At 62.5% G+C, this 17,335-nt stretch carries 13 protein-coding genes; all 13 read right to left on the bottom strand.

Annotated features, from left to right (window positions below; genetic code table 11):
- Positions 1 to 285 precede the first annotated feature (285 nt).
- Positions 286 to 672: a hypothetical protein gene (locus GGR45_RS05965; protein WP_147276192.1), complete on the bottom strand. Its 387-nt coding sequence runs from the start codon at positions 670 to 672 to the stop codon at positions 286 to 288.
- A 37-nt stretch (positions 673 to 709) separates the two neighbouring features.
- The gene (locus GGR45_RS05960) at positions 710 to 1,495 is read right to left on the bottom strand and encodes a nucleotidyl transferase AbiEii/AbiGii toxin family protein (protein ID WP_175312234.1); all 786 of its coding nucleotides are present in this window, start codon (positions 1,493 to 1,495) and stop codon (positions 710 to 712) included.
- Positions 1,473 to 1,775, bottom strand: coding sequence for a hypothetical protein (locus tag GGR45_RS05955; protein WP_147276191.1), 303 nt, complete (start codon positions 1,773 to 1,775; stop codon positions 1,473 to 1,475). Before GGR45_RS05955 ends, GGR45_RS05960 begins: the two co-directional genes overlap by 23 nt.
- A 28-nt stretch (positions 1,776 to 1,803) precedes the next feature.
- Positions 1,804 to 2,148, bottom strand: a complete 345-nt coding sequence (locus GGR45_RS05950; protein WP_147276190.1) for a hypothetical protein — start codon at positions 2,146 to 2,148, stop codon at positions 1,804 to 1,806.
- Between the two features lie 187 nt (positions 2,149 to 2,335).
- Entirely contained in the window at positions 2,336 to 3,160 is an 825-nt protein-coding gene (locus GGR45_RS05945; protein WP_114686212.1) for a hypothetical protein, read from the bottom strand.
- A 68-nt stretch (positions 3,161 to 3,228) separates the two neighbouring features.
- Positions 3,229 to 3,654, bottom strand: coding sequence for a hypothetical protein (locus tag GGR45_RS05940; RefSeq protein ID WP_175312235.1), 426 nt, complete (start codon positions 3,652 to 3,654; stop codon positions 3,229 to 3,231).
- A gap of 55 nt (positions 3,655 to 3,709) precedes the next feature.
- Entirely contained in the window at positions 3,710 to 6,370 is a 2,661-nt protein-coding gene (locus GGR45_RS05935) for a UvrD-helicase domain-containing protein (RefSeq protein WP_175312236.1), read from the bottom strand.
- Complete coding sequence (locus GGR45_RS05930) at positions 6,367 to 7,545, bottom strand: hypothetical protein (protein WP_175312237.1); 1,179 nt, start codon at positions 7,543 to 7,545, stop codon at positions 6,367 to 6,369. Before GGR45_RS05930 ends, GGR45_RS05935 begins: the two co-directional genes overlap by 4 nt.
- A 478-nt stretch (positions 7,546 to 8,023) precedes the next feature.
- Positions 8,024 to 9,811, bottom strand: a complete 1,788-nt coding sequence (locus GGR45_RS05925; RefSeq protein ID WP_175312238.1) for a hypothetical protein — start codon at positions 9,809 to 9,811, stop codon at positions 8,024 to 8,026.
- Entirely contained in the window at positions 9,808 to 10,752 is a 945-nt protein-coding gene (locus GGR45_RS05920) for a hypothetical protein (RefSeq protein ID WP_175312239.1), read from the bottom strand. Before GGR45_RS05920 ends, GGR45_RS05925 begins: the two co-directional genes overlap by 4 nt.
- 64 nt (positions 10,753 to 10,816) lie before the next feature.
- A complete protein-coding gene (locus GGR45_RS05915; RefSeq protein WP_175312240.1) occupies positions 10,817 to 14,065 on the bottom strand; it encodes a type I restriction endonuclease subunit R in 3,249 nt (1,082 codons plus the stop codon).
- Positions 14,062 to 15,336 (bottom strand): restriction endonuclease subunit S, encoded by a 1,275-nt coding sequence (locus tag GGR45_RS05910; RefSeq protein WP_175312241.1) that lies wholly within the window; start codon positions 15,334 to 15,336, stop codon positions 14,062 to 14,064. Before GGR45_RS05910 ends, GGR45_RS05915 begins: the two co-directional genes overlap by 4 nt.
- Entirely contained in the window at positions 15,333 to 17,321 is a 1,989-nt protein-coding gene (locus tag GGR45_RS05905) for a type I restriction-modification system subunit M (protein WP_343051164.1), read from the bottom strand. The genes GGR45_RS05910 and GGR45_RS05905 overlap by 4 nt, the downstream gene beginning before the upstream one ends.
- Positions 17,322 to 17,335 lie beyond the last annotated feature (14 nt).

The raw sequence follows: 17,335 nt of genomic DNA, 5'->3' as shown, positions 1-17,335 counted from the left end.
ACCGCAAAGGGGTTGACGAAATCGTAATGTTCCTGTTTCGTTTTCGCGCCTGCAAAGTGCGGGAGCGAGGATCGTTTTAGGTTTTCAAGTGCCCGCGCCCACCCTCTCCCCTGACGAAGCGGCGCGGCATGACGGACGCAAGATCATCCATGTCGACATGGACGCCTTCTATGCATGCCGGTCATCCACCCCTTGTGGAATGCGGTCAGGGAGTGGCGTTTGGACGTATGGGCAATCGCCAGGCAATCGTCATCTCACGGCGCCAGACGCGGATGGGCAGTCGCATCAACATTCTGGCTCGTCCGTGAATCTGCCGATGATGCGAGTGGTCCGGCCTGCGTCGTAGCGATCGATAAATTCCTCAGGATAACCGTTCTCGACGAGCCATTCCTTCAGTCCTGCAAGGAACGGCCCTGCTTCGGCTGAGGTCGGCGCTGACTTCGGGAAGCCGTACGCGTGACCCTCTGGCGGGTCGATCATGGGCGGGGAAGAACCTTGAGGACCATGCCAGTCGGCGGCCTTGTCGTGGGTATGTCCAGGGGCTTCCCAAACCCCTTCACGAACCGGATCGTACATGAGGTTCAGCACACGGTTCTCCGCCTCGCTCCTTTCCGAAGCGGTGGTTGCTCGAACCGCGTCGACCCGGTGGATACCCCGGAACAGTTTCGCCATGACTTCTTGGAGGGCGTTCATTCGCTGTGTCTATCCGTCACCGTTCACGAGAGGTGTCGCGGGCATCGGGAGGCGGTAGATCGTCCATGCCCTTGGAGACCGAGGATAGGGCTGCCTTCTTCGTCTTGCGCATGTATCCATTCACTGTCGCCTTCATCCTCTCGGCCAGCTCCGCCATCGTCTGCGGGGCATTGGGCTCGATCGACTGGAATCCTGGATCGAAGGAGGTGAACGGCCTTGTGAGGAGACCCATGCGGCTGTCGAACGGATAGTGCGGGCGCTTGAGTCGGAGGACCTCATCGATCTCCGACATGCTGCGACCCTGCCGTTCGACGAAGTGAAGTAGGTCGAAGGCATCCCGCGACGTCCAGCGTTCTGCGACGACCATGGCCTTGAGACGGAAGATGGTATCGAGATCGGCGACCGGCACGGCGCCGTGGGATTCGGGTGCGGCCTTCTTCAGCACGTCCAATTCCTCTCGACGGTCCGGACAGAAGAAGGTGACCTTGACGCCGTCGACCATCCAGTCCTGATGGACGTCGTCGATGTCGTAGCCCTCGTTGTCGAAATGCTGTCTGGCAACGAGGCTGGTCACCAGTTCCGGTGGTTCCGCAGCTCGAAGCTGGGTCAGTATCCGCCCGATGCGGGCACGGTCCAGCTCCTTGCCGAATTGCACGAAGTCGAGATCCTCGCTGACGCGATGGGCGACGTGCAGGGTCATCGCGGTGCCGCCGATGAGGAGATGGTCCGTTGCGAGATCGACGACGCGGCCGGCGCGCTCGAGTACGCGTCTTGTGGCCTCAGGCAGCGCGCTCGTGCGCATGACGGACCCCCTGCAGGACTGACGCGTAGATGGGATCCAGGACCTGCCTGTGGAGCGGCGTGAGTTCGGCATCGATGTCGGACCTGACGCGCTCCATGCGATCGATGCCCCAGAGCGCGGCTGCGAGAGCCAGATCCACCCTCGTCGGGTCGGCGAGGATCATGGCGATCATGGTATCGACGTCGGAGAGTCCGGGATTCGACCACCACCTGTTCTTCTGGAATATGTGACCGAACCCGTCCCCCTTCGTTCGATCCTGCTGCTCGGCCGGCATTCCCATGGCGACACTCCGCTTTCTTCGTCTTGAGCTATGTTCGCGAAGCCGCGAGTTCGGCCCTTGCCCTGTTCCACAGCCGACTCCTCGCTCCTTGGTCCTGCTCACCGAGCAGTTCGGAGAAGGGACTGCCCGATCTGAGAAGTCGACCATCGGGGTCGTCCTTCAGCATCGCCGATCGTATCTCGTCGACGCTCATCGTCAGAAGCACGCCCCACATCCTGTCGGCCAGGGTGATGCTTCCGTCCGCAAGGCGGGAACTGACGAGGTCGTTCGCGGCGTTCACGATACCGGGGTCGGCGGCGATGCGATCGGCATAGTGCTGATGGGTGATCAGTCGAAACCGTTCGTTGACGGCGTGGCCATCGATCATCGTCATCTGCTCCGGGCTCTGCTGCCTCCATTCGCTTCGATCATAATCCTTCCGACCTGCGATCGTAAGGGGTGGGTCGGGATGCTCAGCATCTCCTGACCGCCGCCCCGGATCTTTTCGATCGTCTATGGTAACACATTCGAGAGGTCTTGAACGAGAGCTGCTTCACATCTTCGATCTTCACTGGTCCGTCTCATGGCGCGATGCGTGCGGCCAGTCGCTTAACCGGCTTCAGCGGCAGGAAGATCGCTCCCCTGCCCGTGATCGCGGCCAGGATGTCCTGCCTGGCGATGAAGCTCACCGGCGGGACGGTCCCGTCGAAGGAGTCGTTCACCGCTCGCGGCTGGAAGAACATGAAGGGCTCCTCCACCTCGTCATGATCGGCGAGGATGCCTTCCGCGTTCGCGGTGACGATCGCGGCGGTGTATTCCGGCGTCAGTCCGATCGACATGAGATGGTAGGCGATCAGGATGAGGACGAACTCGTCCCTGGTGTATTCGAGAGCGCGTCCCGATCCCTTGCCAGCGCTCGGGAAGCCCTTGCGCCTGAGGTGCTTCAGGCTTGCACGTGTCTTGTCGGGATCGGCCGGCGCGTTGATGACCTCGGAGATCCCGTCGAGGACGTGCTGGAAGGTGACCGGGTGCGTCGGCTCCATGGCAGGCTCGGTCGGCGATCTCGTCGTTGCGCCGTCCTCGTCGGCATCGGCGTTCTTGCTCGTGCCATCGGCTTCGCCGTGAACATCGACGACATCGATCCCGATGTCCAAGACGTCCGCTCCTGACCAGTGCGAGGGGAACAGGAAGTTGATGCAGGCGGGAAGATCCGGCGCGTCCGGGCTTCCGAACATCGAGTCAACCTCGCCTTCGGTCGGCTCTTGTCCGATTCGCGCCTCGTAACCACGATAGACGTCCTCGGCCGCATTGCGGACCTTGGCGGCGTCGGTGATCTCGATCTTCAGGGTGACCAGCACGGCGGCGATCGCGTCATCGTGCACGAGGACCTCGTTCCCGTCCTTCATTCTGACTTTGGGCATTTCGTCTTCCCTCTGACATGGCCGGCGGCAAGCCGGACGTCATCGGCCCTTCTTCAGTTCAGACCATGTCTCCTGAGCTTCTCACGGTACATGGGACTGGACATGCGTTCGCGTGAGAGGCGAATGCCCTTGCGGAAGTAGAGGAAGAGGCGGAGCAGACCGATCGCCAGGGCCGCCGCGATGATCGCGAACACGGCTTCTTCTGATCGGATCGCTTCCTTGAGGAGCAGGAACGTGGCCAGCACGGTTCCGCCGATGCCGTAGAAGAAAAGCGTCGACCATCCCAGAGTGAGGAGGAGCCAGAACCTCCTGAATCCGCCCATCAGCTGCCATTCGGTGACCCGGTCGGCATGACTGTTGACGGTCTTGCAGCGTGGGCAGTCGATGAGCGGCTCGCCTATCCCCGCGTAGGTGCGCACGTAGCCGCCCGTCAGGCTCTCGCGGCAGCCTCGGCATTTCAGATTGACGTAGACGCCCACTTCCTCTTTCCTTCCTTCACATCCGATCCTCGCGGCAGGAACCTCAGTAGCGCGATCAAATGCGCGCCGCTTCCAGTGGTAGCGCGCGCGCTCGGCACCTCGGGTACTCCGAACATCCCAGGAAGGGGTCGTAGGGTCCCGAGTCCCTCAGGATCAGCGTGCCGGTCCCGCAGATCGGGCAACGGCAGCCGGCCTTCATGGGCGCCCCGATGCGATCGTTCCCGGCCGACGGACTGCCGCTCCGAACGGCGATGTTACGCTTGAAGCGGCACGATGGCGACCGACTGCACGCCTGGAAGGTGCCGTTCCTCCCATCGATCAGCTTCAGATGGCCTGACCGGCACGAGGGGCATGGTTCCAGGAGACCCCCGGTCGTTCTGATCCTGAGGTGTCCGCCGTTCGCGAGCTCCATCAAAAAACGCGAGGGTTCACCGATCGTCGTGTACATCCGGACCTGCCGCTTGGCGCGGGTCAGGGCGACGTAGAACAGCCGCCTCTCCTCGGACATCGGGAACGGGTCCGGTTCAGGCATGGCGAGATCCAGCACGCTGTCGTCTGTCTGCTTGGCCGGAAACCCCATCAGGCCCTCGGTGAGGTTGACCAGCATGACGTAGTCCGCCTCCAGGCCCTTGGAGGCGTGGACCGTCCGGAATTCGAGATCGAATGCGCTGGCGAAGGAGCGCTGCCATCGTCCGATGTCGGCGGGTCGGTCCCGATTGTAGCGCCCGAGGAGCATGACGCGAGGCCGGTGGCCGTTCGATCCATGCAGGGCGCCGGAAGCGACCTGCTTCCGCAGGGCGTCGAGATGATCGTGCAGCAGGGAGGTGGACGCCTCGCTCGTCTCCGACGCATACGCCACCAGGGACGGGCCCTCGTAGTCGTTGGTGGTGACGACCGTCTTCGGGATCTGTCGCGGGTTGGCCTGGACGAAGGCGCTCGCCGCTTCGGACAGCCTTGCCGGGCAGCGGAAGGTGGTGCTGAGCATCACCCTGGTGGAGTGCTCGAACGACGCCTTGAAGTGGCTCATCACGGACAGGTCGGCGCCGGCGAAGCGATTGATGCCCTGCCAGTCGTCACCGACGACGCACAGTCGGGCGTCGTGGCCACGGCTCTTCAGCAGCGCCTTCAGGAGCCTGACGCGACCGCGCGAGCTGTCCTGGAACTCATCGGCGAGGATCAGGGTGTACGGGCTTTCGTAGCCGGCCTCGAGATGCTCGGCCGCCGCCACGATCATGTCGTCGAAGTCGATGCACTCGATCGCTCGAAGCCGGTCCTCCCATTCCGCCGATATCCGCTCGTACAGGTCGACGAACCGTGTGAGGCGTGCCGTGTAGGCGTCGTCGGACCCGGCCGGGATCGCCGCGCGGATCTGGGCGATCGTCAGCCCGCTGCCCTTCACGTGCTGCTGGAAGGTCCGCAGGGTCGATGCGAGCTGACTGATGGTGGGCGGTGGCGGCCCCTTTCCCGTGCGATCCGGATCGTGATGCAGGGACAGGCCACGGGCCTCGAGCTCCTGCCGGAGGCGGTCGAACGATCCGGGGCTGCGGATCTCGTACGACGTCGTCTCGAACAGATCCGTGCCGCGCTCCTGGTGGAGGCCCTGCTTCCAGCGTCGTTCTCCCAGGTAGTCGCCATCGAAGTGCGGCGGCGGCCTGCCTTCCCGGTTGAGCGCGAAGTGCTCGTGGTAGAGCCGCACGTCTGGATAGTAGAAGTCCGGCTTGTACTGCCCATGGCGTGAGGTGACGGTGTCGTGTTCGTACCGGCGCTCGTACTCGTACGACACGCCGTGGTGGAAGAGCCAGTTCGCGATGATCCTCTCCTCGTCGCTCTTCACCCGCTCGCCGTTTGTGGTGATGATGGACGGGTTGGCTTTGTCCCGAGGCGCGCTCCAGCGATCGAGGTCCCGTCCATAGACGGTGCGGAACACGTCCCAGTCCTTGCGGAAGGCGGGATCGGATCGGCGCAGGTCTTCGACGATCTCGACGATCTTGGCCACTTCATCCGTCTGGGACCCCACCCAGGGAGCGAGGGATGGTCGTCGGCCGGTCGCTTCGCCGATCAGGCTTAGGCCGAACGCGCTGAAGGTGCGCGCCATGATGCGATCGACGCCTTCGAACTGCGCAAGACGCGTCTGGATGCGTGCATCCAGTTCCTTGGCGGCATCCCTGTTGAACGCGAGGACCAGGATCTGCTCTGGCGCGACGAGCCCCTCCTGCAGCGCGTACCCGGCCTTAGCGACCATCGTCGACGTCTTGCCGGAACCTGCTGCGGCGACGATCTGCACGGCGTCGTCGAAGCAGATGCAGGCGTCCATCTGCTCGTCAGTCAACGGATTCTTCTCGACGGTGTCGAAGAACGGCTTCAGCGCCGCCTTCCGCTCGGCGAGATGCTGGAGGTTGTGAGCGGCGAACTCGGCGAGCAGCTCCTTCAGTTTGGCCGGCTTCTCGATCGAGGTCATGAAGTAGGTTCGATCGGCGCCCGGCAGCGGGTACGTCTCGATGATGCGATGTGCGACGCTCTGCGGGATCCATCGGGTCCGGTCGACCTCGTGCTCCCAGCCTGCCCGCCAGGCCGCTTCGTCGGCCTCCTTTTTGCGCCGATATTCGCCGGTGTCGAAGGGGGCCGGCGATCGACTGCCTGAGGACGACGAGCGGCTTCCGGAACTCGAAGCGCCCCCGGCGAGCGCCAAGGCGCCCAGGACGAGCCACTCGATCATGGAGCGGGCCAGGGAAAGTCGAAGCGGCCCACGTAGTGGGCGCGCCTGAGGCCCTCCAGCTCGTCCTCCCACTGGCGGATCACCTCGGCGAGGTTCGGGTTCCTGCGGCGCTTCGCGTTCCGCGCGAACGAGGCGAGACCTTCCGCGATCTTCCTGAGGCGCGTGCCCGTGTCGGGCACGCCCCACTGTCGCATGTAGGCGATGCCGTTGAGCGGCGGCAGACGCATGACGAAGACGTGCTCGAGTAGCCGCATCCGTTGTGCCGCGGTCAACGTGCTGGACAGACCGACGTGGTAGCCGAGATAGGCCAGCATGCCGATCTCCTGCCAGGCACCGGTGGCCCCGTGGCCCTCGCCATCACCGGCGGGAGCATCGGTCGAGGGCCACGGGAAGCAGTCGGGGCTGTTCGGATCGAGAGCCTGGAGACGCTCCCATTCCCGCTCCACCTCTGCCAGCCGGCGCCTCGCTTCCACGACATCGGCGGCATCCGGATTGGCTTCGGCGAACCGCTGGAGATAGCTGAAGGCCGCCTGCCAGCGACGTTGCAGCTCGGGGAACGGTGAAACGGTCTTTGGCGCTTCGATGCCGGCCGCCGTCCTCATCCGTGCGTTGATCGCCAGTCGGGATGCCGCATTCGAGGCGGCACCCTTCCGTCGGACGCCGGTGGTTTCGGAGGCGGCGGGAGGGACGGCGATCGGCGATCTGCCGACTCTTCGTGCTTTGGCTTTCTTGGATGCCGTCGGCTGCAGGACAAGACCCGTCCTCTTCCTGGGCGCCTTCTGCTTCTTGATCGGCTGGGCTAGCGTGGTGCCGGCGTCCGTTGGCGTCTTGGTCTTCTGAGCTCTGCTCGATGCCGTTCGGGTTTGAGCACGAGGATCGATCGCTGCCTTCGGGTGAGCGGCCCTGCCGGCGTCGGCCTTCGCGGGAGTGTCAGGACTGGGCATGCCCAGGGCGCTTCGTACCGCCAATCCCATGGCGGGATTGATGGGCGATGCATTGGAATCGCCGCGGGCGGTCGCCTTCGTGTGCGGTTCCTTGGCCGTCGTCGGATGGAAGAGGACCGGTCCGGCCTGTCCCGAAGTCCGTACGACCTGCTCGGCGTGCCTGATCGCGGCCTCGACCATCCGGAGGCGCGCCGGATCCTTCCTCGTTTTAGATGGACGGCGGCCCTTCATCTGCAGGCACTTCCGTTCACCGTCGACCTCCGACCCTGGTCGAGACGAACCGATACGAACCCGATGCGTCCTGCGGCTCGCTGAACCGTCCGATGATGGCCCATCCCAACTTCGACCGCTATAGCGCCATAAGTTCGCGGCTTTTGGCGTTGGGCTTGCTGCACTAAGACACGCAGGATCTTAACTGCCCAATTCGATGTCTTCGACACGTCGTTCTACCAGTCTATCTTACCCATGCCGTTATCATCGGGATGGTTCGTCTATCACGCAAGTGTTCTCGCGCGCTGCCCACCCACTGCATCCAGGCACGTCGAGCTTGGATCTGGTGCCTGTGGTGCCGTAAAAAACCGCTGGCCGACTTATATCTGATTTTGTATCAATGGTAAGGCAGGATCTGCCCGGCTCGTCCGTTTCTGCAGCGAGTGTTCTTCGAACACGCTCCTCTCGGAGCGCTCCGCGCTTCACACGATGTAGGAACTCAGCTCGGTCCCGAGGCAGCGGGCCCAATGCTATCGAGACGGAATTTGAGGTCGGCGAAAGCGCGAAGGCGGTGAGGTATCGCTGCATGACGGTTCTGCTCTAGCTGCAGCAGCGTGCTGACGAAGGAATGTGATGAGTCCCGCCGGGTCAAGCGTTGGAGAATGATTGAGCCCTCAAGGTCATCTTGGACGTCTAACGATCGCAGATCGGACATGGATCGTTCCAACCTGATCGAAGTACGGACAGGTATGTGAAGATCGTCGATGCATCGGCTCGTCACGTGATGGCGGCGGTCCTTGAATGGTCGAGCACGATCGCCGATGCTTCTGTTTCTGAACTTCTCGATGGTCTCGGAATAGAGCCAGTAGCGGCCTGGCTCGAGCCATAGCCCGTGTGAGGTAACGGCCTCGATCTTGAAGGATCCCATCAAGTCCGATGCTTCGTGATGAAGTTCTGTCAGGATCGGGTCCAGCCTTGCTGCAGGCACTGAAAAGTGCACCGAGTCTATGTTCACATAGCAGACGTGGACGTCGTCACCGAATTCAAGCACTCTTTCCATAAGATTGAGCAGTCGCACGCGCCCCTTGGCGACAATCCGTTGTCCGAGCATGAAACAGGTCTCCCCATCGTCGGTGATGGGCGCCTCAACCATCGTTTGTCGGCCTTCCCTCTTCATGGTGATACCCCGACCTCGGGCCAACCATGCATCTGTTGCGGCATCTGGCTCGTCCGGTAGCGGCTCCACACCGTGCGTTTGCCGCAGGAAAGACAGAGCACCTTGACGGTCGGCGAATGTCTTGACTTTTCGGCGGGGCCTAGCAGCGCACGACGAAAGAAGTGTCGCAAGGAACTTCTCTCGATGTGCCAGCGGCTTGTTGCCTCCAGCCTCGTATGCGCGTCTGCGGGCGAAACATCGTTTCGCCTCTCTTGCGAGCGGGTGGGCGATGACCTTGTCGGAAACGACTGCATCGACCAGATGAATGCCTTTGAAGTGGCGTCTATAGTAATCGATCTCGAACTCGTTCAGGTCGACCTCGATCGGCTCGGATGCGGTGACGCCAAGTCGCTTGCCGCAGAAGAACGTTCGAAAGGGATTGTGAGCGTTGATGAAAGCGGTGGTCGGTTCGCTCAGGCGGCACCGGTAGAGCCCAACTGCCAGTCGTTCGCCGTGCTCGTATTCACGATCGAGGACGATTTTGTGCAGCTTGGAGGGGTCGGGAAACTCGGCTTGCATGCAGGCCGAGTACATCGCGTTGACGTCTATCGCGACGACCCGACGATCTGACCGAGTTTCCTCAAGAACGAATACGTCCTGGATAGGCAGGTGCCAAGCGGCATAGAAGCGGGCGTCGAGTGTCGTCTTGCGTCGCAGCGTGTTGCAGATGGTACGCCAACGGTCGCCGCAGTATTCTGCAGCTGAAACGATGTGCGTTCCATAGCGAGCATGCATATCCTTTATCGCTCCGTAACCGACGTTTGAGTCAGGAACGTATGATCGCTTCGGCAACCAAGGATGCAATTCCTCGAGAACGGCGGGCGGTCGCGACCCAGGGTTCGCCAGCGCGATGAGATCGGACTCGCGCCTCGTAAGGGTCAGGGTTGGTATCTTGGGTAATTCTTCGAACGTTTCGATCGCACGGGTACCATTTAGATCCGTGATTGTTTCTTCGTCGGCAGCGATTAGGTGAAAACCCGCACTCGAACCCTTCTTTCGTTTTCGAAGTAGGATCATCGATTCCGAAGGATCGTCGTTAGGCGCGCGATGAAACCGGAAAGTCTGGTTCACCGCGCCGCCTTCGCCCGGGTCCGCATTGCATCGATGGCATAGTGTGCCAGCGCGAGTTCATTGATCGCAGCGGCCCATGATATCCTTTCCCCGCTAGCAGCCCACTCGGCGCCCCGAATGAGGGCGCTGCGGATTGCGATGGGAAAAAAGTAGGTGAGGGGCTGCAGGTGGCGTAACCGCCAACTTGGGATGAAGCGTCCGACATGGGGCGGATATGCCTCTTGGTCTCCCTCTTCGTCCTTGATCGAATTATATGCTGAGTTCAGCTTTGCGATATCGGCAAAGGACTCGAAGTTGATCTCCCTGACCGAGTAGTGGAGCCTCGCCAACGAAAGCATGGTTCGTGTAGCCTCGCGATCAAGGGACGCTGGCCCTTTCGGCCCGCTCATCTCGTATGCAAACTCATGGATGAGCGTCTGTAGCATGGTGACACGTGCGTAGGCCAAGATGAGCGACATTTCTGCAACTTGATGAAGCAGCGCGCCAACTCGCGAGGATATTTCCGGAACTTGACGGAGTCCCTGGCCTTGGAGGTACTGGTTGAGTAGTGCTTTGAGACCAAGCGGAAGGCTGGCAGTCAGCGCCGAAGGGTAGGTCAGCTTTTCCATTTTGGCGTATCGCGCGATAGCGTAGCGACGTCCTATTCCAACGAGTGCCTTGACCAATGATCTCTCCAGATCATGAGCGCTATTTGGGGAGGATAGTGTCGTATTGGCCAGATGAATTGCCCATTTCCATGCTCTAGGGTCATGTTTTTCAGGGCCGAGAGCCCGCGAGGCGGATCGCAGACTGCCTAGCAATCGCAGATCACCGATATCATCGTAAAGGGATTGAAGATATTCCTGTTCTTCCTCTGCTTTATTCCATGCGTTGATGGCGTCGATGTCGATGTAATCGTCGAGGTCACCGACCCAGACCCTCATGCTGTCGTCGTTGCTCATGGCCGCTGTCCCATTCCGCCGCCAGTTGCCGACATTCGTGTGATGTGTCTTGGCTGCCGATATCTCATGCGCCGCCGCCATCGAGCAGGCCTGCATCAAGCCGATCGCCTGACTTCAGCATGTCGTAGACGAGGTTGGTGAGGATACCCATTGCCTGCTTGTCCTCTTTGAGTAGTAGCGTCGCCAACGCGCTGTTCGAGGACATCGCTCGGACCACGGCCTTCTCCACGGCCCCCGGAAGGTTGCCCTTCATCGCCAGCTCCTTCTCGCTCTTGCCGACCTGAGCCATTACGTGATGATTCTCTTCGGCGATGGCGGCGATCTGATTGACGAAGTGGATCTGGTCGCCGAGCGGTGCGGCGGATCCGAACAGGCTGTTGAGACGCCGGATGAGATCCTGCAGGTAGACGGGCGTGCCTCCTGGCGCGGTCGAGCCACCGGAGCCGACGGGCTTGAGCACGATGTCGGGGGCGTCGCCGCCATCGGGGCTGTCGAAGACCTCGTCGCGGATCGTGATCTCGAAGCCGGTGAGCGTCAGGCCCTTCAGGTCGATCTCGTCGGGCGTCACGCCGTCCAGCCGCTTGGCGAGCAGCGTTGCGAAGGTGGCGAAGTTCTCCAGGTCCGGGTCGTTCAGTTCGATGAGCTGGGCGATGTAAGCGTAGGTGCGGGAGAAGCGGTCCAGGCCCGCACGGAAATCGGTGAGCCGCGTGACGGCGGCGTCCGCTTCGGTGCGACGGTGCTCCGCGGCCTTCATGCCGTCCGCGTCCTCTGCCTCGCGTGCGGCCTGGTACGTCTTCTCGGCCGATCGCACGTCGGCCCGGATGTCGGCCAGCAGCCCGTTGTACCGATCGGTCGGCCCCTGCGTGGCGGCGAACAGCGCCTTGTGCTGCGGGTTTCCGTCGGAGACGAAGTCCTGTGCCGTGCTGAATCGGGCGGATCGGAACGCGTCGAGGTCGCTGGCCGCGTAGATCGCGGCCTCGTCGAGACGATCCTTCAGCTCGTACACGACGTTGAGGTCCTGCGCCTGCTCGATGACAGCCCCGGAATCGTAGCTGGCGAAGGCGCGACGGACGACCTCGGGATCGTTCACGAAGTCGATGACGAAGGTCCGGTCCTTGCCGGGAAAGGTTCGGTTGAGGCGGGACAGCGTCTGGACGATCTCTACGTCGTTGGCGATCTTCTTGTCGACGTACATGGCGACCAGCTTGGGCTGGTCGAAGCCCGTCTGGAACTTGTTCGCGACGAGCATGATGCGGTACTCGGGTCTATCGAAGGCGATGCGGAGGTCCTGTCCCTTCACCGCCGGGTTCATCGATGATTCGGTGAAGACGGCCTCGTCGTCGGCGACGAAGACGTCGCCCTTCAGCATCGAGTCGTCCGAATGCGAAACCTCTCGTCCGGACAGCTGGCCCGAGAACGCGATCAGCGTATGGATGCCCTTGTAGTCGGGGTGGGTGTCGATGAAGGCGTCGAACGCCCGCTTGTATCGCACGGCGGCCGCCCGCGAGCTCGTCACGACCATGGCCTTGGCCTTGCCATCGAGGAGATGGGCGACGTTCTTGGCGAAGTGCTGGATGATGAACTGGACCTTCTGCGTCACGTTCGTCGGATGCAGCGTCATCCACTTGGCGAGCACGCGCTTCGCGGCCTTGCCGTCGACGCGCTTGGCGTCGACCAGATCCTTGCCCAGGTTGAAGGCGGTCTTGTACGGTACGTAGCCCTCGAGCACGTCGAGGATGAAGCCCTCGTCGATCGCCTGCCGCATCGGGTAGCGGTGGAAGGACTCCGGCAGGTTGTCGTCGGCTGCCGGCCTAGTCGGATCGGCCGGGCGGCCGAACAGCATCATCGTCGAATGCTTGGGCGTGGCCGTGAAGGCGAACTGCGAGACGTTCGCCGGGCGGACGCGGGAGTTCTGGATCTCCGTCAGCAGCTCCTCGACCGTCATCTTCTCCATGCCCGACTTGGACGTCATGGCGAGCGTGGCCTGCAGCTTCGAGGCGGTGGCGCCGGTCTGCGAGGCATGGGCCTCGTCGATGATCACGGCGAAGCTGCGCTCCTTGAGCGACTGCTCGGTGAGGATCGCCTCCATCGCGTAAGGGAAGGTCTGCAGCGTGACGACGATGATCGGCACGCCGGCGAGAAGCGCCTCGGCGAGCTGCTGGCTCTTCGACTTCGACGACGTGTCGCGGTCGATGGCGGCGATCAGGCCTGACTGGTGGTCGATCTGCTGGACGGCGTCCTGCAGCTGACCATCCAGCACGGTGCGGTCCGTGACGACGATGACCGAGTTGAAGATGGGCGTGCCGTCCGACTTCCTCAGCTTGATGAGGTCGTGCGCGGTCCAGGCGATGGTCGAGGTCTTGCCCGAACCTGCGCTGTGCTCGCACAGATACGCCTGTCCGGGCCCCTTCTCGGCGGCGTCGGCGATCATGGCGTTCACCGCGGCCCACTGATGGAAGCGCGGGAAGATCAGTGTCTCCTTGCGCGTCCAGTTGCCCTTGAGGTCGACGACGTCCTTCTTCTCCACGTAGACGAAGCTGTGGAAGATGCGCAGCCAGGCGTCGCGCTGGGCGACCTCCTCCCAGAAGTAGGCGACCGGATAATCGCCATCGTCGCGCGCCTCGTTCCCGGCGCGGCCGTTCCGCCCCTTGTTGAACGGCAGGAAGAAGGTGTTCTCGCCGGCGAGCTTCGTCGCCATCCAGATCTCGCTGTCGGACATGGCGAAGTGGACGACCGCGCCGCGCTTGAACGTCAGCAGCGGTTCCTTGCGCTTCGTCACGGGGTCGACGGGCAGACGGTCGCGCCGGTACTGGTCCTTGGCGGCGCCGGCCGACTGCGTGAAGTCGGTCTTGATCTCGATCGTCGCCACGGGAAGGCCGTTGACGAACAGCCCGAGGTCGATCGCGTACTCCTTGCTCGGGTGATAGCGGAGCTGCGGCACCACGCGCAGGCGATTGGCGGCGTAGCGGTGGAGGATGTCCTTGTTGCGCTGATCCTCGGGCGCGGCCTCGCTCACGTCGATGTGGCCGCAGCCGGCGATGTCGAAGCCGCGGCGCAGCACCTGGACGGTGCCCTGCTTGTCGAGCGCCGACGCGAGGCGGTCCATCAGCACCTTCGTCGCCTTGTCGCCATTCAGCGCGACGAGCCGCTCCCACTTCGTCGGCTGCGTGTCCTGCAGCCAGCCGACGAGATCCTCGGGGTAGAGGGCGTGCTCCTTGTCGTAGCCGCCGGTTTCGCCGAGTAGCCAGCCTTGGGCGACGAGCTTGGCGACGACGTAGTCCTCGAACGGCTTCTCGTGATGGGAGTGGCTCATGCGGCGGCCTTCATGTTCTTGGCGGCGAGGCCGCGTACGTCGATCTTACCGGTGACGGCGGCGGTGATGAGGGCAAAACGATGCTCCTTGAGGAGCTTGACGCTCCGCTCCGTTGTGGTGACGAGGTCGTCGATCCTCTTCAGCTGCCCATCGACGAAGGCGAGGATGCGATCCTGCTCCGACAGGCTGGGATAGGCGACGGCGAATCCCATGAAGACGGGCATGCGTAAGGAGTCGACCGTCGACTTAGCGCCACCATCGAGTGCGACCGCTGCAAACAGTGCGGAGAGATAGTAGAAGAGGTAGCGACCCCGGACGCCTTCGAACTGGGACAGCATGTAGACACGCTGATGGTAGTCGAATTTACCGGTGTAGTAGTGATAGACCTTTCCTACACCGGCTCCATCTCCGGCGGTGAGGATCGCCTCGCAATCGGCGGAATAGGTGTCGATCTCCTCGACGATCTGGGATCGAACGAAGAACGGATAGCCGCCCCCCGGGACAGCATGCGCAGTGTCGCGACTCCCAGTTCGCACCCGGCAGAGATACTTGAGTGGCGTGACCGTCCAGTTGCTTGGCACATTGCCGAGCCACTTCACGCCCGACGATTTAATCGATACGTCGGGGTCAATGCCCTGTGTTACTGCACGAGCGATCAGCGCAAGCCGCTTTTCCCTGAGCAGCTCAAGGAACCTACCTTTCTTGTCGACGAGCCTGTCGATTTTCGCACATTCCCGATCCAGTCGCGCAAGAATTATGTCCTGCTCCGCGAGCGGCGGCAGACAGACAACTATGTTGCGGAAGTGCTCCCAGTAGAGCCGCATTCTGAAGTCGGCGATGCCTTTGGAGAAGCGCCTGACCTCCTCCATGCCGCTGGCCGTCTGCAATAGCAGTTCGACGAACCTTGTTCGGAACGAAACCTTAGGCTCGGCGACCACGTAAGCGGGGCTCACCAAGCCATCGACGGCGACCGTGCCGAACGCGCCCTGCCAGGCGCGCATCATGTTGTAGACGAGATCGCCCGGCTGGACGCGCTGATACTTGCTGCGGTCCTCGCTGAGGTTGACCTTGCGATCGCGATCCTCGTCGGCGAGCTCGTTGTCCGACACGCCGCTGTGGATCGAGACTGAGAGGACCGGCAGCTTCGGATCGGCCGGGCGATCGACCTCTCTGAACAGGGTTGCCACGCGCGGCGTCGTCCAATGCGACGGTACGACGCCGAACCACTTCTCTGACGGTGAGGGTTGCTCAGAAGCAAGGGCGGCGGTCATTCCGTCACCTCGAGCAGCACGGCCGCGATCTCGGCCTCAACGGCCTTCAGATCCGCGTCAATCAGGCGCAGATCCCGTGGAGGTTGATACTGGTAAAAATAGCGGTTGAAGTTGATCTCGTAGCCGACGACGCCGACCTCGCCATCCTGCCCGTCGCAATAGCCTTCGTCGACGAAGGCGTCGGGTGCGTGGGGAAGAACCTCGGCGCCCATGTAGTCGTCGATGGCGGTGCGAAGCGGCACGTTCTCGTAGTCGGTCAGCGCGTCGTCGACCACATCGTCGCCATCGTCGTCCACGACCGGCTCCGCGTCGGGGTCGCGCACGCCGAAGGCGGCGACGAACGCCTTGATGAGAGGCTTGGACGCCTTGCCAAGCGCCGGATTCTTCCGGGCCGAGGAGCGGACGAAGGCTTCCATCCAGTCGTATTCGTGCTCCTCACCGGCATGCCCGCCGATGGCGGCGAGCCAGGCGGCTTGCTGTTCGGCCGTCAGCTTCCCCCAGGCCTTGTCGTCGACGATCTTCGACATGCCTTCGTCGGAGACGACGATCTTCATGCGCAGCGGTCGTAGCACGCGGACGCGGCGGTAGCCGAAGTCCTCCTGATCGATGACGAGGCTCGTCTTCGTCGGCTCGAACGCTGAGTACGCCTCTACGATCTGGCGCGTCTGGTCGGGGCTGATCATCCGCCGCTTGTTGCCCTCGCTCTTGCGCATGGGCGTGAACGACTTCGTGGCGTCGATAAGCTGGACCTTGCCCCGCCGGGCCGCAGGCTTCTTGTTGGAGAGAACCCAGACGTAGGTGCCGATGCCGGTGCGGAAGAAGATCTCGGTCGGCAGTGCGATGATCGCCTCGACAAGGTCGTTCTCGAGCAGGTGCCGCCGGATCTCGGACTCGCCTTGGCCCGCGTTGCCGTTGAATAGCGGCGATCCGGAGAGGACGATGGCAGCGCGGCCACCGCCGCGCTCAGGCGTCTCCAGCTTGCTGATGAGGTGGAGCAAGAACAGCATGGACCCGTCGCTGACCCGCGGCAGCTTGGGTCCGAACCGACCCTCGAACTTCTTCTCGCCGTGTTCGCGAACGACGGCGGCCTGGTCCTTCTCCCACTTCTTGCCGAAGGGCGGGTTGGAGATGCAGTAGTGGAACCGCTCGTCGCCGAGCTGATCGTTGGACAGCGTGCTGCCGAGCTTGATGTTGCGCGAGAGGTCTCGGCCTGGATCCGACTCCAGCGTCTTCAGCAGCATGCCCGCGAGGCAGACGGCATGGGTCTCCGGCTCGAGCTCCTGTCCGTACGGGACGATGACCGGCGCGACGCTGTAGCGGTCGCGGAGGTTCTGGACGTGCTCCATGCCGTCCGAGAGGAAGCCGCCGGTTCCGCAGGTCGGGTCGTAGAGGGTGCGGATCAGGCCAGGGTTGTTGACGAACAGATCGTCGTCCGGATCAAGCAGCAGTTCGATCGCGAGGTGGACGACATCGCGAGGCGTCATGAAGTCCTCGGCCGCCTCGTTCACCTCGGCGCCGAAGCGACGGATGAGGTGCTCGTAGACGTTGCTCATCTCACGCTCAGGGACCGTATCGGGATGCAGGTCGATGCCGGCGAAGTTCTGACAGATCTTGAACAGCACATTCTGCTTGTCCATCCGCGCCACCGTAGCGGCGAAATCGAACTGTTCGAAGATGACGCGCGCGTTGTCACTGAAGCGGGCGACGTAGTCTTCGAGGTTCTGGCGCGTCCGACTGCCGCCCAGCGTCGCCAGGGTGTAGTTCGACGTGTTGTAGAACGGGTAGCCGGAGATCTGGCGGAGCACGACGTCCTCGTCGAGGCCTTGACCGGAGATGGACTCATGCGTCGACAGCACTTGATCCCGGGTCGCTTCGAGGACGCATTCCAAACGTCGCAGCAGGGTGAACGGCAGGATGACCTTGCCGAAGTCGACGTGTTTGAAATCGCCCCAAAGGTCGTCAGCGTTCTTCCAGATGAAGTCCACCAAGGAGGTGGTCC

Source organism: Sphingomonas zeae, assembly GCF_014197135.1.
Classification (GTDB): Bacteria; Pseudomonadota; Alphaproteobacteria; order Sphingomonadales; family Sphingomonadaceae; genus Sphingomonas; species Sphingomonas zeae.
This window is presented reverse-complemented; position numbering and strand designations above follow the sequence as displayed.

Coding starts and splice junctions, on each gene's coding strand:
- GGR45_RS05930 (WP_175312237.1), bottom strand. CDS start 7,545: ATGAAGGGCCGCCGTCCATCTAAAACGAGGAAGGATCCGGCGCGCCTC.
- GGR45_RS05935 (WP_175312236.1), bottom strand. CDS start 6,370: ATGATCGAGTGGCTCGTCCTGGGCGCCTTGGCGCTCGCCGGGGGCGCT.
- GGR45_RS05915 (WP_175312240.1), bottom strand. CDS start 14,065: ATGAGCCACTCCCATCACGAGAAGCCGTTCGAGGACTACGTCGTCGCC.
- GGR45_RS05965 (WP_147276192.1), bottom strand. CDS start 672: ATGGCGAAACTGTTCCGGGGTATCCACCGGGTCGACGCGGTTCGAGCA.
- GGR45_RS05955 (WP_147276191.1), bottom strand. CDS start 1,775: ATGGGAATGCCGGCCGAGCAGCAGGATCGAACGAAGGGGGACGGGTTC.
- GGR45_RS05920 (WP_175312239.1), bottom strand. CDS start 10,752: ATGAGCAACGACGACAGCATGAGGGTCTGGGTCGGTGACCTCGACGAT.
- GGR45_RS05910 (WP_175312241.1), bottom strand. CDS start 15,336: ATGACCGCCGCCCTTGCTTCTGAGCAACCCTCACCGTCAGAGAAGTGG.
- GGR45_RS05945 (WP_114686212.1), bottom strand. CDS start 3,160: ATGAAGGACGGGAACGAGGTCCTCGTGCACGATGACGCGATCGCCGCC.
- GGR45_RS05960 (WP_175312234.1), bottom strand. CDS start 1,495: ATGCGCACGAGCGCGCTGCCTGAGGCCACAAGACGCGTACTCGAGCGC.
- GGR45_RS05950 (WP_147276190.1), bottom strand. CDS start 2,148: ATGACGATGATCGATGGCCACGCCGTCAACGAACGGTTTCGACTGATC.